Source organism: Gillisia sp. Hel_I_86 (assembly GCF_007827275.1).
Taxonomy (GTDB): Bacteria; Bacteroidota; Bacteroidia; order Flavobacteriales; family Flavobacteriaceae; genus Gillisia.
Window position 1 is genome coordinate 1,115,302 of the sequence record NZ_VISE01000001.1, and the last position, 26,744, is coordinate 1,142,045.

Annotated in this window: 22 protein-coding genes and 2 pseudogenes; 1 reads left to right on the forward strand and 23 read right to left on the reverse strand. The window is 36.2% G+C overall.

Translation table 11 applies throughout. The features are described 5' to 3' along the window. Window positions 1–92: 92 nt before the first annotated feature. The 21 genes and pseudogenes from wecB to JM83_RS04930 form a co-directional block, all read right to left on the reverse strand. Window positions 93–1,190, reverse strand: coding sequence for a non-hydrolyzing UDP-N-acetylglucosamine 2-epimerase (gene wecB, locus JM83_RS04830; protein WP_144959908.1), 1,098 nt, complete (start codon window positions 1,188–1,190; stop codon window positions 93–95). A gap of 378 nt (window positions 1,191–1,568) precedes the next feature. Further along, window positions 1,569–1,910 (reverse strand): annotated as a pseudogene (locus JM83_RS04835) (DUF5615 family PIN-like protein). Further along, window positions 1,907–2,131, reverse strand: coding sequence for a DUF433 domain-containing protein (locus tag JM83_RS04840; protein WP_144959910.1), 225 nt, complete (start codon window positions 2,129–2,131; stop codon window positions 1,907–1,909). Before JM83_RS04840 ends, JM83_RS04835 begins: the two are co-directional and overlap by 4 nt. A 361-nt stretch (window positions 2,132–2,492) precedes the next feature. After that, window positions 2,493–2,879 (reverse strand): GxxExxY protein, encoded by a 387-nt coding sequence (locus JM83_RS04845; RefSeq protein WP_144959912.1) that lies wholly within the window; start codon window positions 2,877–2,879, stop codon window positions 2,493–2,495. 260 nt (window positions 2,880–3,139) lie between these two features. After that, window positions 3,140–5,257, reverse strand: coding sequence for a bi-domain-containing oxidoreductase (locus tag JM83_RS04850; RefSeq protein ID WP_144959914.1), 2,118 nt, complete (start codon window positions 5,255–5,257; stop codon window positions 3,140–3,142). A gap of 895 nt (window positions 5,258–6,152) precedes the next feature. Beyond that, a complete protein-coding gene (locus JM83_RS04855; RefSeq protein WP_144959916.1) occupies window positions 6,153–7,280 on the reverse strand; it encodes a glycosyltransferase family 4 protein in 1,128 nt (375 codons plus the stop codon). A 404-nt stretch (window positions 7,281–7,684) separates the two neighbouring features. Continuing rightward, window positions 7,685–8,767, reverse strand: a complete 1,083-nt coding sequence (locus JM83_RS04860) for an O-antigen polymerase (protein WP_186434948.1) — start codon at window positions 8,765–8,767, stop codon at window positions 7,685–7,687. A 118-nt stretch (window positions 8,768–8,885) separates the two neighbouring features. Beyond that, window positions 8,886–9,785, reverse strand: a complete 900-nt coding sequence (locus tag JM83_RS04865) for a glycosyltransferase (RefSeq protein ID WP_144959919.1) — start codon at window positions 9,783–9,785, stop codon at window positions 8,886–8,888. After that, the gene (locus JM83_RS04870; protein ID WP_144959921.1) at window positions 9,786–10,418 is read right to left on the reverse strand and encodes an acetyltransferase; all 633 of its coding nucleotides are present in this window, start codon (window positions 10,416–10,418) and stop codon (window positions 9,786–9,788) included. 2 nt (window positions 10,419–10,420) lie between these two features. Beyond that, window positions 10,421–11,503 (reverse strand): DegT/DnrJ/EryC1/StrS family aminotransferase, encoded by a 1,083-nt coding sequence (locus tag JM83_RS04875; RefSeq protein WP_144959923.1) that lies wholly within the window; start codon window positions 11,501–11,503, stop codon window positions 10,421–10,423. A 2-nt stretch (window positions 11,504–11,505) separates the two neighbouring features. Then, window positions 11,506–12,942, reverse strand: a complete 1,437-nt coding sequence (locus JM83_RS04880; protein WP_144959925.1) for a lipopolysaccharide biosynthesis protein — start codon at window positions 12,940–12,942, stop codon at window positions 11,506–11,508. Further along, window positions 12,943–13,545 (reverse strand): annotated as a pseudogene (locus tag JM83_RS04885) (sugar nucleotidyltransferase); the annotation flags it as partial. A gap of 226 nt (window positions 13,546–13,771) precedes the next feature. Further along, entirely contained in the window at window positions 13,772–14,983 is a 1,212-nt protein-coding gene (locus JM83_RS04890; protein WP_144959928.1) for an ATP-binding protein, read from the reverse strand. Between the two features lie 687 nt (window positions 14,984–15,670). After that, a complete protein-coding gene (locus tag JM83_RS04895; protein WP_144959930.1) occupies window positions 15,671–16,348 on the reverse strand; it encodes an outer membrane beta-barrel protein in 678 nt (225 codons plus the stop codon). A gap of 78 nt (window positions 16,349–16,426) precedes the next feature. Then, window positions 16,427–16,900, reverse strand: coding sequence for a transcription termination/antitermination protein NusG (locus tag JM83_RS04900; RefSeq protein WP_144959932.1), 474 nt, complete (start codon window positions 16,898–16,900; stop codon window positions 16,427–16,429). A gap of 365 nt (window positions 16,901–17,265) precedes the next feature. Then, the gene (locus JM83_RS04905) at window positions 17,266–18,630 is read right to left on the reverse strand and encodes an ATP-binding protein (RefSeq protein ID WP_144959934.1); all 1,365 of its coding nucleotides are present in this window, start codon (window positions 18,628–18,630) and stop codon (window positions 17,266–17,268) included. 357 nt (window positions 18,631–18,987) lie between these two features. Further along, window positions 18,988–19,437, reverse strand: coding sequence for a DUF6730 family protein (locus tag JM83_RS04910; protein WP_144959936.1), 450 nt, complete (start codon window positions 19,435–19,437; stop codon window positions 18,988–18,990). 12 nt (window positions 19,438–19,449) lie between these two features. Then, window positions 19,450–20,316, reverse strand: coding sequence for a relaxase/mobilization nuclease domain-containing protein (locus JM83_RS04915; RefSeq protein ID WP_144959938.1), 867 nt, complete (start codon window positions 20,314–20,316; stop codon window positions 19,450–19,452). Further along, window positions 20,313–20,609, reverse strand: a complete 297-nt coding sequence (gene mbpA, locus JM83_RS04920) for a mobilization protein MbpA (protein WP_144959940.1) — start codon at window positions 20,607–20,609, stop codon at window positions 20,313–20,315. The genes JM83_RS04915 and mbpA overlap by 4 nt, the downstream gene beginning before the upstream one ends. Window positions 20,610–20,720: 111 nt before the next feature. After that, complete coding sequence (locus JM83_RS04925; RefSeq protein WP_144959942.1) at window positions 20,721–21,605, reverse strand: toprim domain-containing protein; 885 nt, start codon at window positions 21,603–21,605, stop codon at window positions 20,721–20,723. A 307-nt stretch (window positions 21,606–21,912) separates the two neighbouring features. Continuing rightward, window positions 21,913–23,121, reverse strand: coding sequence for a primase-helicase family protein (locus JM83_RS04930; RefSeq protein ID WP_144959944.1), 1,209 nt, complete (start codon window positions 23,119–23,121; stop codon window positions 21,913–21,915). Between the two features lie 485 nt (window positions 23,122–23,606). Between JM83_RS04930 and JM83_RS04935 the strand changes: the two genes are divergently transcribed. Then, on the forward strand, window positions 23,607–24,482 hold the full coding sequence (locus JM83_RS04935; protein ID WP_144959946.1) for a DUF808 family protein: 876 nt from the start codon (window positions 23,607–23,609) through the stop codon (window positions 24,480–24,482). Window positions 24,483–24,706: 224 nt separating this feature from the next. On the opposite strand, the gene JM83_RS04940 is transcribed toward JM83_RS04935, so the two are convergent. Together JM83_RS04940 and JM83_RS04945 are read right to left on the reverse strand one after the other, a co-directional pair. Continuing rightward, window positions 24,707–25,597 carry an IS1595 family transposase gene (locus tag JM83_RS04940; protein WP_144959948.1) on the reverse strand — a complete coding sequence of 297 codons (891 nt, stop codon included), beginning with the start codon at window positions 25,595–25,597 and terminating at the stop codon, window positions 24,707–24,709. Between the two features lie 55 nt (window positions 25,598–25,652). Then, window positions 25,653–26,732 (reverse strand): transporter substrate-binding domain-containing protein, encoded by a 1,080-nt coding sequence (locus JM83_RS04945; RefSeq protein ID WP_144959950.1) that lies wholly within the window; start codon window positions 26,730–26,732, stop codon window positions 25,653–25,655. Between the last annotated feature and the right edge of the window lie 12 nt (window positions 26,733–26,744).

A 26,744-nucleotide genomic window follows, 5' to 3' on the forward strand; every position in this document is an offset into this window, starting at 1 on the left:
TATTAAACATTTGAAGGGCTAATTTTATTTTCATCTGTACTTAAAAGAACATGTTTTTAGAAATTATTTTTTGTTGGAAAGCTAATGTTTCCTTACAATTTCGGGGATATTTGCAATAAATGTTTCACTATTCGCTCCGCTGTATTTCCATCCCAAAGGGGTATTTCCCTACCTTTTTTCCAGTTATCGGAAAAAAGTTTTTCCATCGCCGGGGCAATCGCCTTCGGATCAGTGCCCAAGAGTTCATTGGTTCCCAACTCCAAGGTTTCTGGACGTTCGGTGTTGTCGCGCAGGGTCATGCAGGGAACATTCATGATGGAAGCCTCTTCGGTGATCCCTCCTGAATCGGTTACCACGGCTTTGGCTCTTTCTACCAAATAGTTGAACTCCAAATAACTTAAGGGCTCAACCATGTGGAGTCGCGGATGTGACACCCCCATACTTTTTAAAATCTTGGCCGTGCGCGGATGTACGGGAAAGACAAGCGGCAAATCTTGAGAGTGATCGATGATTTCATCCATCAACTTCTTTAAATTAGACTCTTGATCTACATTGGCGGGCCTATGTAAGGTCATTACAAGATAAGCTTTTTCCTGCAAATTTAATTCCGTCCAAATAGCAGGTTTTTTAAAGTTAGGTCTTTGTTTTAATAATGTATCAATCATAGTATTCCCCACATAAAAAATGCGTGCTTCTTCAACTCCTGAGTTTCTGAGATTATTATTGGCTCCCTCAGAGGTGGTAAAAAAGTAATTGCTAATGCTATCTGTTACCAATCTATTTATCTCTTCAGGCATTCCCCAATCCCCAGACCTTATACCTCCTTCTACATGAGCCACTTTGGTATGCAGTTTTTGTGCTACAAGCGCACAAGCCATTGTCGAGGTTACATCGCCCACGACCAAAACGAGATCGCTAGGATTTTCAAGCAATTCTTTTTCAAAGCCAATCATTATGGCTGCTGTTTGTTCTGCTTGTGTTCCTCCTCCAGCCTCCAAATTGGCATGAGGCTCGGGGATTTCCAACTGTTCAAAAAAACTGCCTGACATTTTTTTGTCGTAATGCTGCCCTGTGTGCACTAGCCGGAAGTCTATATTTTCACCTTGGGCTTTTGCCTTTTGAAAGGCGTGGATAATTGGGGCAATTTTCATAAAATTTGGACGTGCGCCCGCTATGATTGTAATTTTCATTAAAAAATTGATTTTATGGGATGGGATTAAGTGATTTTTAGAATTTTTTCTTGCGGCGAGCGAAATGTTTTTTTCTCGCGACGAGCGCAACGGTTTCGCTGCGAGCGCTGCGTGAAATATTTTATACACACGGTGTGGGGAAATGCTTTTTCTTTCTTGCGCCGCGCGCAACGGTCTCGCTGCAAGCACTGCGTTTTTTTCCCTGCGAGCGCTGCGTGAAAACTTTAATACACACGCTGCGCTAAATGATTTTTTCTTGCGGTGGCCGCAAAGGTCTCGCAGCGGGCGCTATGATTTTTTGTATATCTGATTATTTTGTCCTATTCAATTTTTTTGTTGACTTATACCAAAATTATTGTCTTTTATTTGACCAATTACTTATTCGATTTCCAAACAATCAATTTCCTCATATTCTTTATTCTTAACAAAATCATTAATTATTGGCTGGTGTTTTATTAATATTTCAACAAGCTTATTTGTGGTCATATTTCCAGTTCTTAACCAAATAATTTTTGGCGGACTTCCCTTCATACTTGCAATATCTGAAAAGTCGACATCGAAGGTGACAATTACAAAATCATTTCTTTTTGCATATTCCCATATTTAAATATCCGAAGCGTCGTGAAGTCCTAAATCCCTTACTTGCTTTGATCCCGAAAAAATTGGAAGTGTCTTATTGACGACACGAAAAGAGATGTTTTGATCGAATAGTAACTTCACGAGGCAACCCTAATTCTATTTTCCCTGTTCGCTGCAAACGATAAACAAGCGTGGATGCTATTTTCATTCAATTCTGGAAAGTCATTTAAAATTTCCTTTTTGGTCATCCCATTGGCCAGCCAATTTAAAACATCATATACAGAAATCCTAGTACCCAATAAAACAGGTTTACCAAATCTCTTGTTTGGGTCTATTGTTATATATTCTTTATAATTGATCATTTTATTTTTTTATCTAAAATACGATTTTTTCTACCAAAAGAATTACGATCTAAAAAATACAGGGCTTTTGATTTGTTTCATATACTATTTTTTTAAAAAAAATGGTATTATTTTTTTCTCACGGCGATTACAATGATTTTTTCTCGCTACGAGCGCAACGGTCTCGCTGCGACCGCTGCGTTTTTTTCGTTGCGAACGCTGGGTGAAATTCTCGCTGTGGGTGCTGCGTGAAATTTTATATGCAGGCAGGCGGTGCAGGAAACAATTTTTTCACGCAGCGAACGCAAAGGTTTCGCTACGAACGCTGGGTGAAATTTTTTATGCACGCGGTGAAATTTTTCCCGTATGAAACTCTTATCTTCTACAGCCCATTCGCTACCCGATGAATTCCATCTTTCAACCTTTTTGTGTTGAAATTAATTAATAAACCAAGTTTTATATTTTTCATTTTAATATAGGTCAAAGTTTGTGCGAAATGAACTGGAGCAAGATTTTCTATTGATTTTATTTCTACCAAAACTTTGTTTTCTACCAGTAAATCAATTCGAAACCCAGCTTCAAATCGTATTGTTTTGTAATTCATCGGAACTGGAACCTGTGATTCTGCAATATATCCTGCTTGGATCAATTCGTATTGTAAACATTTTTCATAAACCGACTCCAATAGTCCGGGTCCAAGTTCTGTATGAATTTTAAATGCTTGATCCAAAATGATCGTGCAAATCTGGTTTTCTATTTTTGGTTCCATAATAACTATATTTTATGGGGTTCACTTACTTTATTTCTATGGAAGTGGCTTATCGTTATATTTTCTCTCGCTGCGGACGCTATAACAAATGCTTTTTCTTTCTCGCGGCACGCGCAACGGTTACGCGGTGAACACGGCGTTAAAAATGTTTTAAGCATTATTTTTTTACCGGAGGTCACCCTGCGAGCGCCGCGTTTTTTTTCGCTGCGAAGGCTGCGTGAAATCTCTTTGCAACTAATTTATCCTCCGGAATAATGTAACTATTTAACTTCTATCCAGGCTTTTTGCTTTAAACTTTCTATAGCTGCAAAGGAAGCTCGAGTGGTATTTACCAATTCATCCATGGGGATCATGGGACTTCCGCCTTTCTTTACGGCAGCAATAATTTCAGTAAACTGGGCTTTGTGGCCTTTGTCCAGTTTTGTCTTTAATTTGCTAAAACCTTTAAAACCATAGCCACGAGTTACTCTGAAATTGTCCATAACTAAGGTGCGCTCCTGGCTATAAACTTCTACCCTCTCTTTAGAATAAGCCTTGGAACCATTGGAGAAATAATTGATGACTCCTGTGGAACCATTTTCATATTGCAGTAAAATGGAAGCATTATCGGTGGTTTCTTCGGGGTTTATGCCCATAGCATTCATACAAACCGACTTTATCTTACTTCCCGTTAAAAAAGTAATCAAATCCATAAAGTGGCAGGCTTCACCTATTATTCTTCCCCCACCCACTTGCATGTCATGCACCCATACATTTGCAGGAATGTTTCCGGCATTCATAGTGGCTATCACGTTCATGACAGAATTGCCCACGAGTTCTTTCATTTTGCGGGCGTGAGGAGAAAACCTCCTGTTAAAGCCTACGGTCAAACTGCTGCCGGCTTGCTCATGAGCTGCAATAATTTTGTCCAATTCCTCAGCATTTAAAGCCAAAGGTTTTTCTACAAAAACGTGTTTCCCGGCTTCCAAACTATCAATAACCATGGGCGCATGTAAATGATGTCGCGTGGTGATTAAAACCAGATCTACATCATGATCGTTTAAGATATCTTTATAATTGGTGGTAGAATGGCTAAAGCCGTGTTTTTGAGCGATCGCGGTACCGCTTACCCCGCCTTGGCTGGCAATATGTTTATAGTCTGCACCGCTGTCTTTAAGCGCAGGTAACATGGTCATCTTGGTGAAATTACCCGAACCAATAACCCCAATAACACCTTTACTGCCCTCATATTTTTTATCACGTAAGGCTATGGTGTGAGCTGGTGTGAGCTGAATTTCTTCCGGATAAGTAAGAATAGAGGCGATGGAACGGCTGCTGCCTATCTCCCCATATATCTTCATATAATCTTCTAAGGGGATTTGCTCGGTAATGAGTCCTTTTACTTTCAAATTCCCTGAAGCAATGGCTTGAAGTATCGCTTCGAAATTGCGTTTCTCCGTCCAGCGCACAAAGGGCAAAGGATAGTCGATTCCCCTGGCTTCGTAATCTTCGTCATAACGACCCGGGCCGTAGGAACAGGAAACCTGGAAACTTAATTCCTTTTCATAAAATTCTGCGCGGCTAAGGTTTAATCCAATAACACCTACCAACACAATTCGGCCGCGTTTGCGCGACATTTGTGCGGCTTGTGAAATTATTGCATCTGTTTTGGCAGAAGCGGTGATAATCACCCCATCGGCACCCACACCTTGAGTAAGCTCTGTCACTTCCTTTACAACATCACTTTGCTTTGGGTTGATAGGGATTACGCCCCATTGTTTTGCCAAATCCAGCTTAGATTGATCTATATCGATCCCTATAACCCTACAGCCATTGGCCAACAACATTTGTACTGTTAAGAGGCCTATTAAGCCTAAGCCGGTTACAACTATAGTTTCCCCAAAAGTTGGATTTAACAGGCGAATTCCTTGTAAGCCAATGGAACCAATAACCGTAAAGGCAGCTTCTTCATCACTAATATTTTTGGGAATATGTGCTACCAGATTTTTAGGGACACTTACAAACTCTGCATGCTGCCCGTTGGAAGCTACCCTATCCCCAACTTGAAATTCTGAAACGCCCTCTCCCACGCCAATTACTTTCCCCACGTTGCAATATCCAAGTGGCAAAGGTTCTCCCAGTTTATTAAAAACTGCTTCCAACGTAGGTAACAAGCCTTCTGTTTTTATTTTATCGAGTACCTGTTTTACCTTATCGGGTTGTTGGCGGGCTTTGGAGATAAGGTTGGACTTACCAAATTCTACCAGCATGCGTTCTGTCCCTAGGGAAACCAAGCTTTTGGTGGTTTGTATAAGCACTTGTCCGCGTTTAACTTGCGGCGCGGGGACTTCTTCTAATATGGTGGCTCCTGTTTTAAAGGATTGGATGATTTGTTTCATGTACTAATCTTTTTAAAAATGATGTTATTTTTTTTCATACGGTGACCACAATGGTTTTTTCTCATGGCGAGCGCAACAGTCTCGCTGCGAACGCTGCGTGAAAACTTTTTCTACACAGGTTGTACGAAATGTTTCTTTCTCGCGGCGGGCGCTGCGGTTTTTCCGCGGCAAACGCTGCGTGGAATGATTAACTTAAATATTACTTTCTCTCTACCTGAAAAGCATTTCTTAATTCTTTTCTAAATATATAGGTATCTTTTTGAATCCTGATGCCGGGAATTCTAACCTCAATGATTTAACAATTTAAGACCGGTATACTTTGGGTTTCGCCATAAAATCGGACTTCCCAAATTCCACAAGCATGCGTTCTGTCTCTTAGAGAACTAGGCTTTTGGTGGTTTGTATAAGCACTTGTCCGCTTTTTCTCGCGGCGAGCGCAAAGGCCTCGCTGCGAGCGCTGCGTTTTTTTTCGCTACGAACGCTGCGTGAAAACTTTTATACAAGTGGTGCAGGAAACTTTTTTTCACGCGGCGAGCGCAAAGGCCTCGCTGCGAACGCTGCTTTTTTTTTAGCTGCGAGCGCTGCGTGGAATGATTAACTTAAATATTACTTTCTCTCTACCTGAAAAGCATTTCTTAATTATTTTCTAAATATATAGGTATCTTTTTGAATCCTGATGCCGGGAATTCTAACCTCAATGATTTAACTATTTAAGACAAGTATGCTTTGGGTTTCACCATAAAATCGGACTTTCCCAAACTCCACAAGCATGCGTTCTGTCCCCAAGGAAACCATGCTTTTTGTGGTTTGTATGAGTCCTTGGTCCCGTTTTATTTGTGGTGCCGGTACTTCTACTAATATGGTGGTTCCTGTTTTAAAGATTGGAGGATTTGTTTTATTTAAATTTATTTTCTTGTCCTACCTCCTTTATAAAATCAAAGGTTTCTTTTGAAGTTTTCTCCCATGAAAAATCTTGGGAATATGTATATGCCTTTTTAGCAACTTGAGCTCTTAAATTTTCGTCTAAAATCATTTTTTTTAGATTTGAATAAATACTATCGACATCAGTGGGATCCATATAAACGCCAGCATCTTTTAAAATTTCCGGCATCGGCCCATAATTAGAGGATAATATAGGTAAGCCAGCAGACATTGCTTCCACCAAAATGTTTGGCATATTTTCACAAGTAGAGGCAAAAATAAACAAATCAGAACTTTTATATGTGTTCGATATCTCGAGATATGGAACTTTACCTTTATAATTTACATACGTTTCGGTTCCTTCTAATGACTTTTCAAATTTTTCTCTAACCGGCTCATAAATTGGCCCAATAATGTTCAACTCTATATTAAAGTCATCCTTCTTTAATTTTTTGATAGCCTCAATCACATTCCATTGATGTTTATAAAAATTCACAATGGATATATAGGTTAATTTAAAAGGCTTATCTTCAGTATATTGAGATAAGGGTAATTGCTCTTTTGGTTCTTGCCTAAAATCATCTGAAATACCGTGGTAGATTACTATAGATTTTTTTTCTCTCAGTATCGGATATTTGTTTTCTATAAAATTTTTCGCATATTCTGAAATATATATAATGCCTTTGGCATTTATAAAAGACTTGATTTGTAATTTCTCCAATAGGATATAGCGTAACCAAGTTATGGATATAGGAAATCTATTTCTTTCCAAATTTTCAAAAACTAACATATTTTGAGACATACTTACGTAATCCACTTTTTTAGATGAAAATGTACCTCCAGGAATAAAAGCTATATCGCTTCTTTTTAAAAAATCTTCTAACTTAAATTTTTTAAAATATTCCTGAGTAACAATATTCTTAAAATCATTTTTAAAAATGATTTTTGAAACATTATCTTGATCTATAATATCTTTTAGCCAAATGCCTCCAATTAATTCAATAGAATCATTTTTTACCGAGTTGTTTTCTACAAGCTGCTTCAGGTGCGTTAGACCGCCTCCAGCTTTAATGTTTGTGGCATCTATTGAAAATCGAACCATTATTTATTAATTGAAATTGAAATTGAAAAAATATAATTTAATAATTGTATCTTTTATAAAAAGGAAAAACTTTTTAAATAAGTTAGGTCAGTAATACTAATAATTTATTGATGTAAGCCGTTAGCAAATTCATTATAATCAAATCCTAATTTATTTTCCTTCACTATTTCCCGCAATTCAAATTGTTGAAACTTTAAACGCTGAATTATACCACTTCGAACAGATTTGAACCTCGTTTCTTTTTCATTCAACAGTTTTTCTACATGTGCCTTCTGTAGCCAGAAAGAATAAGGATAATTCGGGATTTGCTATGATTTGATTGATAAAATTTGAAGCTACTTGCTGCCCGCCGCCTTGTTTTATGGGAATTAGATTGATTAAGAGGTTCATTATTTCTTTTCAATTCAAAATTTAATTTTTCTTTTACGGAACAAAAAAACAGCTAATATACTTAATAACATAAATAAATTGCCACCACTATTACCCAACCGGAAATAAAACATTCCCGAAATAACAAAATGAAAAAAGAAGCCTAAAAAGAAATAAACTCCCAAGGGGTAGTACCTGTTTTGCCGTATTAATTTAATTCTTGATTTAAAATAAAACCAAAAACCAAAAGTTACTAATAATAAAGATGAAAATCCTGAAATGGCATAAAATGAAGTGAGAAATGTACCAAACATCCAGGTATAGGGTTGATTATTAACTTTTACAGGAGCGTTACCAATCCCAAAAAAATCAACTATCATTTTAAAACTACTATGACCATGATTAAATACATCATTATAATTTACCCAATCATTGAAAATGTACGGTTGCATCCCTAAATAACCAACAATTCCAACTTTGAGACCCCGCATATCAAGAGTTTCAGAATTACTAAAGCGTTCTGCTGTAATACCAATTATAAGAAATAATGCAAACGAAATACTTAGAATAAATATTTTTTTGAGTGTTTTTTTGGTACTTACTTTTAATAAAGGTTCAAAGAAAAAATAACCTAAAACTAAAGCAAAGCTGCTAAACAATACTCCATCCCTTCCTGCAAAAGTAAAAACATTTACAACGAAGCTTAAAACACCTAAAAGCATCAGAATTTTTATAATAATTCCTCTTTTTTGGATTATGGTTACATAAAAGATAAAGGCATAAGCAAAGTAAAAGGTTGGAAAACCAACAGCTATTGTGGTTAAAATACTTTGAGGAAGTACAATAGTTTCGCTAAGAGAACGCCGCACCTCGCTCGCGGAAATGGACAACGAGGCTATAGCGTAAGGTGTTAAATAAATAATTGAAAACAATGCTCCTACAGCCAGAAATGCTATTATAATATTAAATATTTCGCCCCTCGGCAATGCCTCAATAAATCTAAAAGGTTTTAAATATAATGTCATAATAAGAAATGGAGCAAGGAGAGCCGTATAAAGGATAAATAAAAAAATGCTATCCTCTTCAAAATTATGAGTAGGTAATACATCTTTATCCATAAAAAATGAACTAAAAGAAGATAGCAGATATAATCCTACCACTATCATACTTATTTTATTCTTGCGCTTATAAGCTAAAATAAATATTATAAGAAAAGTTAGAAAAGGTATTAATGCTTTATAATCCACTGAAAATTTCTTTAAACTTATAAATAAATTTTACCCGTAATAAAAACAGACTTTTGACTACAATATTTTGAATTTTATAAAAGAAATTTAATTTAGACTTATAACCACTTTCTATGAGCAAGGAATTCATAGAAATAGAGAGGGGATATTTGCTATTCGTAAAAGTGTTTACATTATCCCAAAATGCTAACATTTGCTTATATCTTTTCTCGGGGTTTGCCCTATAACTTACGCTTTGGCTATTTATCCTATAATGCGAAAAAACATCGTTATGATAATAAATTTTTTTATCCTTAGTAGCAGCAATTACTAGCGCCTGATCTCCACTAAATGTTTTGTAAAATACTTTTGGAAAAACGTATTTGTTTCTGAAAAAGAAACTGGATGTTTGTGAGAATCTATAGGTAATATAATCTTGTAGCGTATAGGTCTTACGTTTTTCAGGATTTGCAAATTCATGAATTTGATTAGTTTTACCAGTTTCGTCTATGGTTAATACCCTCCCTACAGAAAAATTATAAGCTGGATTGGATTCTAAAAAGTTCACCTGTTTCTGTAACTTCAACGGATCTATCCAATAGTCATCGCCTTCACATAAAGCTGTGTATTTGCCTTTTGCTTGGTTTAAAGCCCAAATAAAATTTGGCATCATACCTTTGTTTACTTCATGCTTGATGTACCTTATCCAATTCCCCTTAGGATGTTGATTAATAATGTCTTTAACTATGGCTTCGGTATTATCTGGTGATTTATCATCGGCCACAATAAGCTCCACTTCAAAATCACATTCTTGCATTAAAACGCTTTCAATGGCTTCTCTTATATACTTCTCATGACTGTAGGTAATCATAACTACGCTAACACATGGGCTTTTCTCTAAGGGTGACATTTAATGCTTTTTTATAATTTTTGCCGGAATCCCAACTGCTACGCAATTATCCGGTAAGTTCTTAGTCACTACGGCGCCCGCCCCCACAACAACATTTGCTCCTATTTTTACATTAGGAAGTAGGGTGGCATTTGCTCCAATATGACAATTATCTCCTATTTCTACCCTCCCTAAAATCGTGGCCCCAGGAGCAAGCTCGACAAAGTCACCAAGGATGCAGTCATGGGTTACCATGGCATTGTAATATATTAAACAACCTTTTCCTAAAATAGAACCGTTGGCCACTACAGCGCTGGGTAAGATATTACATCCTTTGCCTATAAAAATATCATAAGAGCCAATCTCGGCATTTTTACTAATTACCGAAGTTAATTCACCCCCCAGTACCACAAAACATTGATACAATTTTCGCCTTACTGTCGGATTTCCTACACCAATAGTAAAGTCGGGGGCAACCTCCTTAAATAATGTTTTGGCATGAGTATACGAATTTATAATTGGAAAAGTATCAAATAGATATTCCCCGATATTTTTATTAACATCATCAAAAAAATGTAAATTATTTAATTGATTATTTTGATGTAAAATTTCCAATACCTCTTTAGCAAAGCCTTTTGCTCCTATAACCAACATAATTAATTATTTTGGATCCTTAACATTAAGCGACAAATTAATTCAACCTCTTCTAAAGTTAAATCATAATACAAAGGCAAACACAGCACTCGTCTGGAAAGGCTGTCAGTTGTTGTTAGAGCCTGTGTTTCTATATAGGGTAAGGCACTTGCCAAACTTGGGTAGAAATATCGTCTTGTGAATATTTCATGTGCATCTAATCTCTCTTTTAGCTTTAGAAGTAAAGCTTCAGATTCTAATACTATTGAATAATAGGCATAATTTTCAGTTGCATTTTTATTCCATTTTGGCTTAAAAGCTTTTAAGTTTGCCAAACCAGCATCATAGGCCTCAGTTAATTCTTTACGTTTACGGTGGATCTCTTCAATAAAATCAAGGTTTACCAGGCCCATCGCCGCATGAAACTCTGAGTTTTTCCCATTTATCCCTAATTCGACAAAAGTATCAGGACTTGAAATTCCAAAATTCCGGATATAAGCCAGTTTTTTTAATAAATCGGCATTTTTAGTTACAACCAAACCACCTTCAATCGAGTGGTACAATTTTGTAGCATGCAAAGAGCAAATAGAGATGTCCCCATATTCAAAAATAGACTTGCCATTTACTTCCACTCCAAATGCATGCGCCCCATCATAGATCACCTTTAAGTTGTGCTTATCGGCTATCTTTTGTATGGCTTCTACATCGCAAGGATTTCCATATACGTGGGTTGCCAAAATCGCGGAAGTGTTTTCTGTAACAGCTGCTTCTATTTTTGTAGCATCAAGGTTCAAAGAGTCTTTGTCTATATCCACAAAAACCGGTTGGCAGCCTTCCCAGACGATACTACTGGTAGTTGCCACAAATGAAAATGGCGTAGTGATTATTTCGCCTCTTAATTGCAATGCTTTTATAGCCATTTGTAAAGCTACCGTACCGTTGGTAACAAATAACAAGTGATTGAGGTTTAAATGTTTTTTTAATTTCATTTCCAAATCACTAGATAAAGGCCCCATATTGGTGAGCCAGTTACGTTTCCAAATTCCATTAAGGTATTCTTGATATTTCTCCTGCGGCGGCAAAAAGGGATAGGTAACTGGTATCATTTTTATTTATTAGGTTTAATTAGTTCGAGGCCAAATTGTAAAGAGGGCCTTTTTAAAATTATGCTGGTTCCAAAATACACTAATACTCCAACAATGGAAGGCAAAATTATTTGCAGCCATAAGGAATAAGATTTTAGTTTGTAAACCAGCACAAACATAAGTACGGCCACTAAGCCGGCAATTAAAAATGTTGGCAACATATCCAAAAGTTGTCTTCCTGTTTTATAATTTATTAAATCCTGACTGTAATATGTATTTATTAAAAGTGCAATAAAAGAAGTAGCCACACTGCTCCATACCAAACCAATTACGCCAAAAGGCAATGAAATTGCTATGGCAATCACGACCGTTAGTTTTTTATATATTTCCAGGCGCAAGAATAAGTCGCTCCTTCCAAATACTTTTAAAACATTCAAATTAAAAGAATGAATGGGTATAAAGATACTGGAAAGACACAATATCTGAAAAAATGTTACTGCCGGCATCCATTGTTCTCCCAGTACCAACTCAAATAATGGGGCCGCAATTGCCGCAGCACCCAACATTAATGGTGCCGTTATAAAAAATGAAAATTGCAAAAGTTGTTTATAAACTTTGGAAATTCTCTCCTTTTCATCTTGTATTTTTGCCAGTAAAGGATAAGTTACTCGGCTAATAATGCTTGTCAAAGTACTTACCGGATACAGATTAAAAGTTCTGGCCCGCTCAAAATACCCTACGCTTTGTACCGTATAATAACGACCTATTACTATATTATAGATATTATCAAAGACTGTATTCAATAATCCTGAGAGCATCAATTTATACCCAAACCCATAATGATACTTCATCTTCTCTTTTGAAAAATATAGGGTAGGCTTCCAGGTAGAAAATATCCACAATATCAATGATTGGACTAGTTGTTTGGTCAAATACATCCATACTATGCTCCAAACCCCGTAGCCGTAAAGGCTTAATATTACGCCTACAGCTATACCTATGAGAGTTCCCGGAACATTATACTTAGCGATTTTCTGAAATTGCATTTCTCTGTTTAACTGCGCCAACTGAACCGCAGAAAAAGCTGAAATTATGAAACTAAAACAATACAAGCGAATTACGCCACTCAAAATTGGCTGGCTAAAAAAATCGGCTATCCAGGGTGCAGCCAGAAATAGAACCAGGTATACAACAAAACTCATCCCCAGGTTTAGATAAAAAACTGTGGAAAAATCACGGTTGTCTGCGTCTTTTGTCCTTACAATAGAGGATGATAATCCACTGTCCACAAGCGAAGTGCCAATTGCAATGAAGACTGATATCATTCCTATAAGACCAAATTCTTTAGGTCCCAATATCCGCGCTATATAAATCATAGCTACAAAGAAAAGACCACTAACCAAAAATGTATCAATAAAAGTCCAAATTAAACCCGACAACGTCTGTTTCCTTAGCGACATTTATTTTGATGTGATTTTATATAAGTACTCAAAATATTCTCCTTTCAAATCTTTGGTTGCATTGTGAACTTCATCCTTATCAATCCAGTTATAATTTATAGCGATTTCTTCCAAAGAGGCTATTTTTAATCCTGTTCTTTTCTCTACTGCTTTTACAAACTCAGTAGCTTCTGTGAGCGCTTCGTGAGTTCCGGTAGCCAGCCAAGCAAAACCGCGGCTAAAAATTTGCGTCTTAGGATTCTCCTTGTCAAGATATATCTGGTTAACCGAAGTTATTTCTAACTCTCCCCGATTAGAAGGTTTTACTTGTTTGGTCATATCTATAACCGAATTTGGATAAAAATAGAGCCCAACAACAGCATAATTAGATTTTGGATTTTGGGGTTTCTCCTCTAAACTGATAACGTGTTGCTCTTGATCAAATTCTGCAACCCCATATCTTTCAGGGTCATTAACATAGTTTTCAAAGATAACAGCCTTTTTTTCATTCTGTACAGTTTCTACAGCTTGTTTTAAGATTTTCTGTAATCCCGCACCGTAAAAAATATTGTACTCAACCACCAAACAAACATCTTCATTACGCATACATTCTTCTCCTATTAAAACTTTTTTATTTTTTAAGTTGGTGTAATACATGTATTGTGTTTTGTTATATTCTTAGTGTCGGCTTCTTGATTTCTCGTTCTCAATACAAAACTTAAAATCCCTGGGTTTTCTGTTTACTCGAACTGACGGGAATCGTTTTACCCAGGTCATCAGGTCGAGTGATTTTGTGGCACGGGAGTAGAACAAAATTGTACCGAGAGCACGAGGCTACAGCAATTCTTCTTTAACTTGTTAAAAAATTTCTAAGTGACTGGACCGCGATCCCGGTCACTGAATTCCCGGAAAAGCCCTCCATAGTCACCACTTTTTTTGGATAGTTGTCTTCAATTTGTTTTAAATTCCCAAATTCCCGTTCTATTGTTGCGGGATCGTTTAAGCTCAAAGCTACCTGCACATATATTTTCTCACCTTTTTTTTCTGCTATAAAATCTACTTCTTTGCGCCCCAGCATTCCTACCTGCACTTTATACCCTTTAAAAACCAGATGGTTATATACCAGGTTTTCCATGATTTTTCCCCGGTCTTCCAACCTATAGCCCCAAAGCCCGTTACGAATTCCCAGGTTTTCAAAATAATATTTTTCGCCTATCTCGAACATGCGTTTTCCAACTAAATCGTATCGCCCAACTTTATGGATTAGAAAGGCATTCACCAGGTGTTGTATATAATTTTGTACCTGGTTGGGGGCCATTTTTATGCGCTGGGATTTTAAAAAATCACTTATTTTTTTTGCGGAAAATATACTACCGGTATGCGCCGCTAAAAACAAAACCAATTGTTCCAGAAAATTAACATTACGAATGGCATAACGATTAATAATATCCCGGTACACAATGCTCTGATAAATATTCTTTAAATACTCAAATACAATTTCATCTTTCAGTTCTAAATGAATTAAATAAGGTAGACCGCCATATTTAAGATATTTGTCCAAACTTTCAGCCTCCTCTGTCAGGTTGTGAAAAGCTAAAAATTCAGGATAGGAAAGACTATACACCTCTATCGCGATATACCTTCCGCTAAGATGCCCCGCGATATCACCAGATAATAAATTGGCATTACTGCCAGTGCAATACAGGTCGAGATCGTTTTGAAGTAACAGGGAGCGCAGGGCATCCCCAAAATTTTCAATATCCTGAACCTCATCTATAAAAACATAAGTTCTTCCCGATTTTGCTTTTTTAGAAAGTATATATTCATTTAAATCTGTTGCAGTTTTTATAAATGAAAAAGCGAGATCTTCTTTATTGATATAAACAATTGCCGCAGCATTGTCATTTTCTTTAATCCATTGTATGATTTGAAAAAGTAAGTAGCTTTTACCTACACGACGTTGACCCGTTAGTACCTTGATAATATTCTGCCCTATAAAAGGTTGCACTTTTTCTAAATAGGGAGCCCGGGTATGTATATTCTTTGGAACTGAAAAATTCATTTATATAATTATGATTATAACTTTGTGTAAATATAACAAAAGTTATAAGTATGATTATAATATTTTTGTGTATCCGTAAAGCATCCTAAAATGATAAATAACGTCATTCTGTCCCGACCGTTCGGGAGTTTCAGAACCTTATTACACTAAGGAATCAATATAGCAAATTGAGACCCTGAAATAAATTACCATTGACAAAAAACCGATATACATTAAAATTTTTAAAATTTGGACGGTTAGAGCTATAAACCACAAAAAATTCCATTCAACAAAACAGGGCTTCGCCATCGTGAGTCACAATTTGCAACCACCGTAAAAGAAAATTTAGGACAATTAAATTGCTGGGAAATTCCAAGCCTGGATAGACTTTGGATACATAAGTGGGGTTAAGTTTCAGCTTTTAATTAAGTTGGTAAAGTTATACACTTTATTCGAAATGGACTAAAGTAAATATTAATAATTTTAACTTTTTGCGGTTAATTTAAATATAAGTAAAAACGAAACGTATTAAATAAAATTATATTTAATGCACTAAATAAATTAGTCAGAATATCCGTTAAAGTGTCTAAAATATTATTTAATTGGCTTTATTTGTGTAATATAATAAAATATTTGTAATTTATTTCCTACGCATAAAATCCTTATATATTCCAAAAAAAGGGAGATTTCTATTGGCTTTTTGCATTTTTAAAAATAACAATTGTCTTTCCGACGGGCAGGAGCAATATTGCTCCCGAATAGTTTATAACTCAGGCTTAACATAGCCTGATTGAGTCGGCCATCATCAAAATACGCATTGTTCATAACACCATTAATATCCACCAACTGATTATCATCGGATGTAAAAGTAAAATCGTACCGAAGATCGAGTTCGAACCGACGAAAGACCACTTTTATTCCAATTTGTGCAGCCAAATTATTATATTCCTGTTCTAAAGGTGCCATTATATTTTCCAGGGTTTGCTCTGTAAAAAATTGATAAGAAGGGCCTGCGTAAATATCTATCGGTCCAAAAATATTATAACCTATTAAGAGTGGGATGCTCACTTTATTTACAACGTATTCCGAGGGATTTGGAGAAAAGGGAAATTCTGCGGTGGTATGATTATAAAGAATTTCTGGACGCATAAAAAATTTCCCGAATTCAACTTCTGCAAAGGCTCCTAGCACATATCCAATTTTAGACTCAGCACTAAAACTATCACCCCCACCTGCGATTTCTGAACCTTCATTATTCATACTATAATTTAATCCTGCTTTTAAGCCTACGCTATATTGTTGAGCGTGTACAGTGGAGAAAAACATACAACTTAATAGACAAAAAAGGATTTTCGCTCCTCTATTTAACTGACGTGTATTCTTCATTATTTCTGATTAATTGCTATGATTTAAATATTTTTATAAAAAGTTTCTAGCTGTTACTATAACCAAGAAATTTAAAAATTAAATTACATCTTGAATATTGACAGTAAGTGTCCATCCCAGTTCTGAAAGAATCAATTTTAATTTTTTGGTGCCTACCCCTTGAATTATTGCCTTCTTATTGGCAAGGCTCCCGTTCTTAATTTCAATTTCATCCCCTTTTTTAAAATTTGTAAGCTCGAAATCTCCTAATGTTTCATTATTTAACCAAGTTTTTATTATTTCAATTTCATCATCACGAACAATAGCAGGCTTTTCGAGCCAGTCTACAAAACACAAAATCCCAGGAGCTTGAAAAACATCGCTCCTATTTTTTAAATCTAACTGTACAAATAAGTAGGATTTAAAAAGAGGCATAGTAACTTTTTTCTTGCGATCGCTCCATTGTCTAACTTCTGTAACTACAGGACAGTAAATATCCATACCAAGATTTTCCAAGATTTTAGCCGACTTTAGTTCATGTCGGGGCTTTGTGCGGACTACATACCAAGGCATACCTTAAAAATTTGAGTTTATATATTTCCCGAGCAGGGTTAGGAAAGCATTTATTATTAGGAATAAAAGTACAATTATATAATTTGTAATGATAATTAACAAGGCTTTCAAACACTTTTATACTTTTAGAAATCTTCAGTTTCATAGAAAAAACGCATTTCTATTGAATAAATTTCATTAAAATCATAAACATAGCAGAATCCATATATACAATGATTGGCCATCCGGATAGATTATTTAGTTTTCCTATAGCGTACGGGAAGTTAAGTATAAACTTTTTCCTTTTGATAGATCGAATTGCAAACCATTTAGGCTTTTATAATTTGAAGCAAAATTGGGAGCCTTTGATGTTGTTGTAATTGTGATTATGGTTCTAGAGTATAATTCTTTACAAAATACTCAATATAATTTGGAAGTTGTGTGCCCAAATAATAAGGTAAATTCATTAATAAAAATGGAGTACCATTAATGGTCTTTGATTCTTCAACAGTAAACTTCCCTCCATAAATTCTTATTGCGTATGGATGGTCTGCTCTTTCTATAAATTGATGCAGGGATCTGAGAGTACCTTTTGCCCCCGATTTTATTTCTATGGGAATCACTTTATCTTTATACGGGTAAACCAAAGCCACCTCGGAGGATGATTGATTTTTATCTCTGACCCAGAAATTTGGTTTCGCATTGGTCATTGTATTTAAAGAAATTAGTTCCTGGGTAATTAGATGTGGAATTATAGCTCCTTTAAAGGAATTGCTTAAATCTTGCATTCCCAACATCTGCGCCTGAATTCCCAGAGCATGGTTTATTAATCCCGTATCCAAAAACTGGAGTCTAGGGGACTTTTTTAAATTGGATTTAATTGGATTATCGGCATCTGTGGTAGGGTAAATAAGTTGAATGATTTTGGCATCATCTAAATTACGCATAGCCTCCCCTACTTCCCTGGATTTATAATTAGAATTTCCAAAATTTTGAAATTTGATTCGTTCATCCACATATAAATGTGCTACGTCCATAATATGTTTTATAACGCGTCTTTCTGTAGAATTGGATGTGTATTTCTCCACATCATTCTTATAAGTGCCCCAAATGCTCTCATAAATCTTAGGTAAGTCAGCTAAGTTTTTGTTTTTTAAATCGGCTTTAATTACTTCTGGCATACCACCAATAATGGCATATCTATGGAATAAATTCATTAGTGTTGAATGGGCAAAAGGTTTTACTGGAATAGTATTTAATTGGTCAAATGCTTTTTCGTGTTTAAGAGCTTTGAGATATTCAGCGAAGTTAAGGGGGTATAAATATAAATATTGGATACGTCCCACGGGGAAACTTATCACATCCTTTATAGCAAACTCAAGTAAAGAACCCGCCGCAATAACATGCAGTTTTGGTCTATCTTCATAAAAATAACGCAAAAACTGGATAGCTTTTGGCAACTCTTGAATTTCATCTATAAATAATAAAGTATCGTCTATATCTACAGAAGGTATATTATTGGTAAGGAATAGGGCTTCCACTATAGTTTCTACATCATCATATTCTTCGAATAATCTTCTATCCGCAACTTTTTCCAAATTTAAAAATATGGAATGCTCATATTTTTTTGCGAAATCTTTTACCAAAGTGGTTTTACCAACTTGTCTTGCCCCTCTTATTACTAAAGGCTTCCTGTTCGTTTCTTCTTTCCATTCTTCCAAATGAAAACTGATATGCCTTGCGAAATTCATACTTTTTTGTAATAAAATAAGGGCAAATATATAATTTTATTGTAATAAAATAAGGGTTTATTTTGCTTATTTATGTAATGTAATAGGGGTAAATAGGAGATATGGTACTTTTATACCCAAGAATTTATAAGATAGCTTGTATTTTTAAGCCCCAAATCTACCATAACTAATCTGCGCGAGGTTCCTGTGCTGTTTTTATAGCGTACGGGAAGTTAAGCGTAAAGTAAAAACAGCATAGGGCGCAACATGCTTATGCCGCATTAGTTACAGTAAAATATGATGATTTTACTGGGGTTTCAAAGCCATTTACTGTAAAATTAGAATGATTTGCGGCAAAGCCATTTGTCATGACAACGCCTATTTTTTCTCCTTTAACCACTGCTTAAAATCATCTTGTACTTCCGGTTTTTTTGAGAAATATTCTTGATATTTTTCATTGTTAGTTTCCATGAGGATTTGATAGAGTTCAAAATTTTCGTTCTGTCTTTCTTTCAAGGAATATCCAAAATAACCCAAGAGACTTAATAAAATGAGACCCAGTGAACAAAACAGAATCAAAAGGTAATTAGGAATTATCCGTGCATATTTTAATTTCTTCTCTATCTCTTTGAGAACGTCATCTTTCAACCTATTCTCTTCTTCCTGTTTTTCCAAAAAGGCATTCAGGTTGTTATCCAAAGCCTCGGTACTAATGGGAATACTAAAATTGGATAGTTGTTTTGAAAGCTCTTCAAGTCTTATAATAGCTGCTTTAAAATCTGCCATCTCATCGGTCATGAGCTCCATTATTTCGTCTAGCTTTTTCATTGTTTTATTAATTTAAAATCCTATTCCCACATCTAAGCTTCTTTTTATTACCTGTTTCACTAAGTTTTTGGCTATTCCTGCTGCCATATTAGCACTTAATTGTACTGTTTTATCTAGGAGCTTCAAACTGCTAGGAACTTCATTCATTTTTGTATATCCTGAATTTTGAGTGATCTCCCCAATGAGTTTACCCCCAGTCATCGATCTGTGAACGTCGCTTCCCTTCAAATTCACTCCCTTATATTCAAACCGAAAGCCTTGTAATTGATTTGACTTGTTGATACTTGGAATCACTTTTACTTGGTTCAGCTTCATCTTGCTGATATATTCATCTATAGATTTAGGTCTGGTTTCCAGAACCCGGTCACTAATATGTTTGATGGCCGATCGCTGCCCTTTTAATTCTTGTAGTTTTTCTTGCTGCACTTCGCGGACTCTTGTAAGTCCGAGCTGTTTTGCAACATTGTCTGCAGCTAGCTGACTTCGTTTGCCAATAAAACTATCGTTATAGGCTTTACCATCAAAACCAATCCTATTGACATATACATGAACGTGGGTATGTGCCTTATCCCGATGTACAAAAGCAATGGCTTGTCTATTTTTTAACTCCATTTCCTTCAGGAATAGTTTGGTGATCTCTTGTAGTTGTGCTTTGCTCATCTGCTGCCCATCTTCAACGGTAGGACTTAGAATAAAACTGAGCGTATTATTGACACATCGCTCGTTTTGCGACTGAATGATCTTAAATTCTTCAGTGATCTCTTTAGGGGAGTCACCAGCTAGGTGCTCTTTAAAAACCACTTCCGCATCTTTCTCTTGGTTCCACCCATAATCAATAGATGCCCCCGTTCTTGCTATGGAATGACCTTTCCCTATCATTTTCTGAAGTTTTTTAAATGACCTCTAATCTCTTGCGCCAATTGCAGTACTTCCCTAGTCAGCTGGGGATTGCTCTTTTTAAACATGTTACCGATTCGGCTAAAGTTGTTTTTATATTGAATCAGAAGCTGGTAACATTCCAACTGTTCCGGGGTAATCCGCTCTACAATGTTTCTTTCAAATGCCGTAGAGCGCAGATATTCTGAAAGGGAAACCCCTGCCCTGGCCGCTCTTTTTTTGAGCAGCTTTTTCTCGTAGATCGAGCAGCGTATCTGGATGTATTCCCGTTTCATTTTTTCTTTTAAATCTTTGCAACCTCCGGGAGCAAAGCAGGATTGTCATGACAATGACACATCTTGCTTTGCTACTCCATATGAAATCCTCCCTTGTGGATTTTACCCGGTCTAGTTATACTTCTTCATTGAACTTCTTTTCTTCTTTATTGAAATCAGTTTCTCATTCAGGTCTTTGTAGCCATTAAACAGATTACTTTTATCTATGATGTTCTTATACTTTTGGATCAGCTCTTCCGAATAGTTATTTCCCGATTGATCATTATCCAGATACAGCTCAACCCTATTATATTTCTTAAAAAGCAGGCTTACTTGTTCTAAAAAAGAGAGCGAGTTCAGTATAATTACATCAGAGTTCTCCAATTCATTCGGAAACAATTCAGCCAGGGATAACAGGTCGAACATTCCTTCTACTAGAATGAGACGATCTGAATGATCTTTTAAATAGGTATAGGTTTTTGGTGAAGTGGAAGTTTTGGAATAAGGGTTCCTTAGTTCCCAGCCGCTTTCAATATTTTGAAGTCCGAGGGCGTGATATTTCTTTCCTTTACAGGTATACCAGACCTCCTTACAATATTTCTGTGCTATCTGGAGAGAAATACCTCTTGCGTACAAATACTTCTTTAGAAAACCTTGAGAGATCGTTCTGACTTCCAGAATGGTGTTCTTATCGAAATTACTATCCAAAATATTAGACGGCTGTTGAAATGAAAAAATAGGTTTGTCATGAGATAGATATCGAAGCGCCTCACCCACCGAACAATTGGAAATAAGGCATACCAAATCAATCACATTTCCACCTTTGCCCATTCCGAAATCATACCATCGATTCAGTTTTAAAGAAACTTTGAAAGAGGCTTGGGTTTCTGACCGCAGGGGACTCAGAAACCAAGCTTCTTTCTCCGTTGTCCTGTTTGGAAAGTGCCCTAGTTTTGCGAGTGTTTCAACGATGCAAATACTACGGGCTCTTTCACAGGTCAATCTTTTTTCTTTCATCAGCATTTTATTTAACTGCAATTATGCCTCTTTGATAGTTTCCATATTCTCAACTTTTTGTCATCACTTTTATTTTTGATGACAGTTTGATGACAAAACGATGAGGGCCTTAGCTCCCACTATTACTGGGCTAACAAGATTCTGTCATCATTCATCAAAAAAATGAAGAATTAAGAGGGGTTTTTCCTGAAAAACCGGTTTCATTTTGATGAAACGATGACAACCTTCCAAACCCCCTATAAAACCAAGGGTTTCCGTGTCATCGTTTTGTCATCGATTCATCGTTTTCCCCTATATCCCTATAAATTCAGTCAGATTTTTGATCTTCAAAATTCTCCAAGAGGTAACTTTTATTTATGGTGAAATAGCGTCCTTTGGCATCTGAAAGGTTCATACTGCCATCTCCCCACAATGTGAACTTTTGGTAGCGGTTCGAGTTCGTTATATTTTCAAGCTTCCAATCTTTCTTTAGAATTTTACGGATCTGGGTCAAATCGGTTCTCAACCTTGTTTTACTCAAGGCGTTTAGTATATCCAATGGACAAAACTTGATTTCTTCGAGATCGTGATTTTCCATCACCATAAGTAGCATACTAGCCAGCTCCTTCTCCACCCTATTCCGATTGTTCTGAACCAGTTTGGTCAGGGCGGGTGTTTCAATCTGTTTCGGAGTAAACCACATCCGAGTTTGATGCGGGCTATGCAATGATCGATTCTGAAGGAAATACAAAAACGCAGGAATCTCTTTTTCCAGTGCCTCCAAAAATCCCGTATATTCCTTTTTGATCGAGGGAACCTTCAACACCCAGAACCGGGTTTCATGATGATCTATTTTAATAAAATTCTCTTCGTTATTGCTACAAAGGATAAACTTCCCAAAGAATTCTACTTCGCGCTTGTCCTTTCCCTTTGCTTCCAGTTTATTGAAATTGGTCGTGCTTAAATATTTGATCCGCTCGGTGAGCTCTTCTTTATTGAACAGCACTTCATCGATACAGATCAACAACTTATTCGCCCAATCAGCATTGAACTGGCTGCTGAAGCTATCATTGGTGAGATAGGTCAGATTGTTTTCAAAAATCTGCTTGAGCCATTTCAAGAAGGTGCTTTTACCCGTGGAGCGTTCCCGGGATACTAAGCAAAGAATGGGAAGTATCTGAATGGGTTTGGTATATAAAAGCTGAAGATAATCCAGGCCTAGTTCGAAATGATCCCCGAAAATATGTGTTACAAATTCTAAAGATGTAGTACAAGTCCCTTTCGAGACCCTATGGCTCAGTGGGGAGTAGGTATTGTAAAAGTTGTTATAGGTGGATTTAAAGTTTAGATGGTCTGGAATACAGGTAAAGCCATCGAATTTCGGAATACTAGCTAGAAATGTTTTGCCATGGTCTTGTCGAATGGTTTCAATGTTCCAAGCGACCAGTATTTCATTTATCTGCCCAGCAATGGTTGGTGCTTCAACTATTTTATAATAACTGGCCTCTACCCGTATATATGAATTTTCAACTATCATCTCAATTTAGGATGTCATCAGCTTCAAAATGGTTCCTCAGAATTGAATAAAAACTCTAATAGGAGGTAAAATTGTACTGACAAATCATCAGTTAAATATAATGAAAACCAATTTTAATTAAATAATATTTATTAAACATTATGTTTGATTGAGAATAGTGTATTTTGGTGAATGAAAATCCATTTTCATGAATTTAGACATAACAGATGTATTTAAATGTATGGTTTTGAGATTTTGATGTTTTTTAAGAGATTTAGAGAAACTTTTTAAAATCTTATTTTGGATTAATTACCTGAAGAATTCCAATTAATCTAAAGACCATATCTACCCATTTTATCAAAATAGATCCCATAAGTGCCATTAAGTTCAATTATCAAAAAACGCTCATAATTATTTAGGTTGACTATTTCTATGAAAAAGTATGTTAAGCAAATAAAAAAATTATCAACTTCCATGTATCTTGTTCGAAATTTAAAAAACAACTTATGGCTTCAGGCTTTTTTGCACTTCTAGATGATGTTGCAGCTCTTATGGATGATGTTGCAGTAATGGGAAAATTAGCTGGTAAAAAAACCGCAGGCATATTGGGAGATGATCTTGCAGTTAATGCGGAAAAAGCTTCGGGCTTCATGTCTTCTCGGGAAATACCAGTATTATGGGCTATTACAAAAGGCTCTCTCCTAAATAAACTAATCATCCTGCCATTGGCTTTCGTTCTAAGCTGGTTATTACCATCGGCTATTACTATAATTTTATTACTGGGAGGTTTGTACCTGGCGTATGAAGGCGCTGAAAAAATTTATGAATGGGTATTTCCTCATCATCATAAAACAGTAAAACCAGAACTCAGAGAAATCACCGAAGAAGAAGCTTTAAGCTTGGAGAAAGAAAAAATTAAATCGGCAGTAATAACAGATTTTATACTTTCCGTAGAAATAGTTATTATAGCATTAGGTACTGTTGCAAGTGAATCTCTAAATATTCAAATTATTGTGGTTACAATTATAGCTTTAGTTGCCACAGTTGGAGTTTATGGTATTGTTGCCTTAATTATTAGAATGGACAATTTTGGAGCAAAACTTATATCATTAAATGAAAGAGATGACAGCCTTTCAGATATTATAGGAAGGTTTCTGGTAAATGCGTTGCCAATGGTTATTAAGAGTCTTTCTGTAATTGGTACTATAGCACTTCTACTGGTTTCTGGAGGAATTTTTGTACATAAAATACCTTATTTTCATGGTTTTGCTGAAAAGATTCCCAGTATAGTAACTGAATTTTTGGTGGGATTGGTTATTGGTATTGTCGTCTTATTGATAATTAAACTTACAACTAAAGTCTGGAAAAAAATCTCTGCTTAAAGCTTTCGTATATAGCGAGATGTTGATTCCAATGTATGATCTAAAAACTCACCTACAGGCATTGGGTAGTATATAAATATACTGATGAAATAAATATAGCATCTGATTATTGATCGACTCACTAAAACAATCCAGTCATCCCCAATTAGTCTTTCGACTTTCACCACTATAAATTATAAAAAATCAAAATTTTTTTATTGATAATCTTTTATTGACTTAGGCACTTAATTACTAATATTTTTTATAAGACATGGCGATGCGTTTACCATTCGTATCATAAGATTTTCGAATATTCCTTCCTTCATGAAGCTTCGGTTGAACCTATAGCAGTACTCATCCAAATAGTCCTGAAGGTCCCAGACGTGGTGGTGCATTCCCCTGAGCCATCCCTTGAGGTTCATTATAGCCCTATGGAGATCGGGGAAATTGGCTCCTTTCTTTCCCGACGGGATCTGCACTAGATTCTCGAAGACCTTGGCCAAGGGGCCATAACCTGACCATTGGTCAGTGGTCACATTGGCATCTACAGCGATATGATGCTTCATGAAATCACCCAACGATGCTGCATCGGCATGGGATATCTCTCGGGCGTAGAGCCTTGAAACGCCCTTTTTCTTTTTCTGAATACCAACTACCACGAGCTTTTTGCTCCCATTTTTTCTTCCACGCACCCCCTCTTCCTGTCCACCAAAGACTGTTTCGTCCACTTCGGCGGTTCCGGTTATGGGGTGGTCTCCAGAGCTTTTCATGGCCTTCATGACCTTGCGCTTGAAAGACCAGCAGGTCTTTTGCCTAAGCTCCAATTTTCGGCTGAGTTCGGTAGAGGTGATGCCCTTTTTGTTTGTGGCCACGAAATAGACTATGTAGAACGCCTTGACAAGATCGAACTTGACCATATGAAAAAGTGTGTTGGCAGTCGGGGACTCCGTATAATTGCAACTGGTGCACTGCCGCGAAGCAGCTGGCACGCCCTTACAGGATTTCCCATGCCCGCATTTACGGCATAAAAAACCGTTGCCCCATTTTAGCTCTGCCAAATAGGCGAGGCAGTCTCCTTTCGAGGAATACCGTTCCTGAAACTCGAAAAGAGATAGGCTTTTAAATCTTTGCTCCATAATTTCAACAGTTGTTTGCCCTAATTTAATGACTTTATCACTAATAACAAAGTGCCTAAGTCAAATCTTTTATAAGATTGTTCCATTCCATAGTTTTTAAAGTGGCGATAAGTACTGGGTTAATTTCTTTCACAAGCATCGATCCTTTTGGAAAACTGTAACTGTAATAATCTCTCTTTAAAGTCTGCTGAAGGACTTCGAGCTCATCATTCAAATTTCTTCTGTCGATTTCGAATTTTAATATTGGCTGGTCATAAACAAACAAAGCAGACTCTTTATCCTGAATTTTTTGAATACCCTCCTTTTCGTTTGCTACTTCTTCACTTCTAATGTTATATTGATTAAGAAGCTCCTGTGCACTTGATCCGGCTACCGTAATTACTTCAAAATTATCCAAATCCTGAATGTTGCTTATCTCGTCCGAAATATTTTGAACCGTAAGAGAAGATGCAATTCCCGCAGTTAAACTAGAAATCATTATTATTGCCATAAACATCCAAATAAGTCCAATAAACCGACCTCCAAAGGTTTTAGGAGATTTATCACCATAACCTACAGTAGTCATAGTCACAGCACTCCACCAAAAACCATGGAAAATCCCTTTTACTCCTCCTCCAAATTCCTCTTTATTTTTTTTCCTTTCAAAAAGCCATACAAGAAAACCAAAAAGAAGGATTACCCCCAAAAGGATTAGTATTGCTGATAAAAATTTCCAGCTAAACATATTGGCAAGATAAGACCAAATCATAGTTTCACTTTTTTTTGCGATACCCGTATACGAAATGAAATATGGTTGGGAGAAATCCAAGCGTTTCATTCTTGGATTTGTCACAGTCACGGGATTGATACTTAAGTCTACTTCATTATTTTCAACTGCCTCCATTAACCGTATTAGAGAGGGATAGGTTTTATACTCATATTTCAAGTTGAGAGTTTCATTAATTAGTTCCCAAGAGGAAATACTCAATCCAGAAAAATCACTGCCCTCTTTTACTATAAATGGAGGTGTTTCAGTAATTCCTATAACAAGTTTGCTCTTTATGCGCGGAGATTGTAATGAGTCTGTTTCCTGTGCGATCCCTATTTCTGAAAAAAAGAAAATGCTTATTAGAAATAGGGTTATTATAGATTTCATATTCCAAAGTTA

Bases quoted from the DNA above. Each gene is read 5' to 3' on its own strand.
- JM83_RS04875 (WP_144959923.1), bottom strand. From the start codon at position 11,503: ATGATACCAGTTACCTATCCCTTTTTGCCGCCGCAGGAGAAATATCAA.
- JM83_RS04905 (WP_144959934.1), bottom strand. From the start codon at position 18,630: ATGAATTTCGCAAGGCATATCAGTTTTCATTTGGAAGAATGGAAAGAA.
- JM83_RS04915 (WP_144959938.1), bottom strand. From the start codon at position 20,316: ATGATAGGGAAAGGTCATTCCATAGCAAGAACGGGGGCATCTATTGAT.
- JM83_RS04855 (WP_144959916.1), bottom strand. From the start codon at position 7,280: ATGGTTCGATTTTCAATAGATGCCACAAACATTAAAGCTGGAGGCGGT.
- JM83_RS04945 (WP_144959950.1), bottom strand. From the start codon at position 26,732: ATGAAATCTATAATAACCCTATTTCTAATAAGCATTTTCTTTTTTTCA.
- JM83_RS04900 (WP_144959932.1), bottom strand. From the start codon at position 16,900: ATGCCTTGGTATGTAGTCCGCACAAAGCCCCGACATGAACTAAAGTCG.
- JM83_RS04880 (WP_144959925.1), bottom strand. From the start codon at position 12,942: ATGTCGCTAAGGAAACAGACGTTGTCGGGTTTAATTTGGACTTTTATT.
- mbpA (WP_144959940.1), bottom strand. From the start codon at position 20,609: ATGAAACGGGAATACATCCAGATACGCTGCTCGATCTACGAGAAAAAG.
- JM83_RS04890 (WP_144959928.1), bottom strand. From the start codon at position 14,983: ATGAATTTTTCAGTTCCAAAGAATATACATACCCGGGCTCCCTATTTA.
- JM83_RS04925 (WP_144959942.1), bottom strand. From the start codon at position 21,605: ATGAAAGAAAAAAGATTGACCTGTGAAAGAGCCCGTAGTATTTGCATC.
- JM83_RS04910 (WP_144959936.1), bottom strand. From the start codon at position 19,437: ATGAAAAAGCTAGACGAAATAATGGAGCTCATGACCGATGAGATGGCA.
- JM83_RS04850 (WP_144959914.1), bottom strand. From the start codon at position 5,257: ATGAAACAAATCATCCAATCCTTTAAAACAGGAGCCACCATATTAGAA.
- JM83_RS04870 (WP_144959921.1), bottom strand. From the start codon at position 10,418: ATGTTGGTTATAGGAGCAAAAGGCTTTGCTAAAGAGGTATTGGAAATT.
- JM83_RS04940 (WP_144959948.1), bottom strand. From the start codon at position 25,597: ATGGAGCAAAGATTTAAAAGCCTATCTCTTTTCGAGTTTCAGGAACGG.
- JM83_RS04895 (WP_144959930.1), bottom strand. From the start codon at position 16,348: ATGAAGAATACACGTCAGTTAAATAGAGGAGCGAAAATCCTTTTTTGT.
- JM83_RS04935 (WP_144959946.1), top strand. From the start codon at position 23,607: ATGGCTTCAGGCTTTTTTGCACTTCTAGATGATGTTGCAGCTCTTATG.
- JM83_RS04860 (WP_186434948.1), bottom strand. From the start codon at position 8,767: ATGGATAAAGATGTATTACCTACTCATAATTTTGAAGAGGATAGCATT.
- JM83_RS04845 (WP_144959912.1), bottom strand. From the start codon at position 2,879: ATGGAACCAAAAATAGAAAACCAGATTTGCACGATCATTTTGGATCAA.
- JM83_RS04930 (WP_144959944.1), bottom strand. From the start codon at position 23,121: ATGATAGTTGAAAATTCATATATACGGGTAGAGGCCAGTTATTATAAA.
- JM83_RS04865 (WP_144959919.1), bottom strand. From the start codon at position 9,785: ATGTCACCCTTAGAGAAAAGCCCATGTGTTAGCGTAGTTATGATTACC.
- JM83_RS04840 (WP_144959910.1), bottom strand. From the start codon at position 2,131: ATGATCAATTATAAAGAATATATAACAATAGACCCAAACAAGAGATTT.
- wecB (WP_144959908.1), bottom strand. From the start codon at position 1,190: ATGAAAATTACAATCATAGCGGGCGCACGTCCAAATTTTATGAAAATT.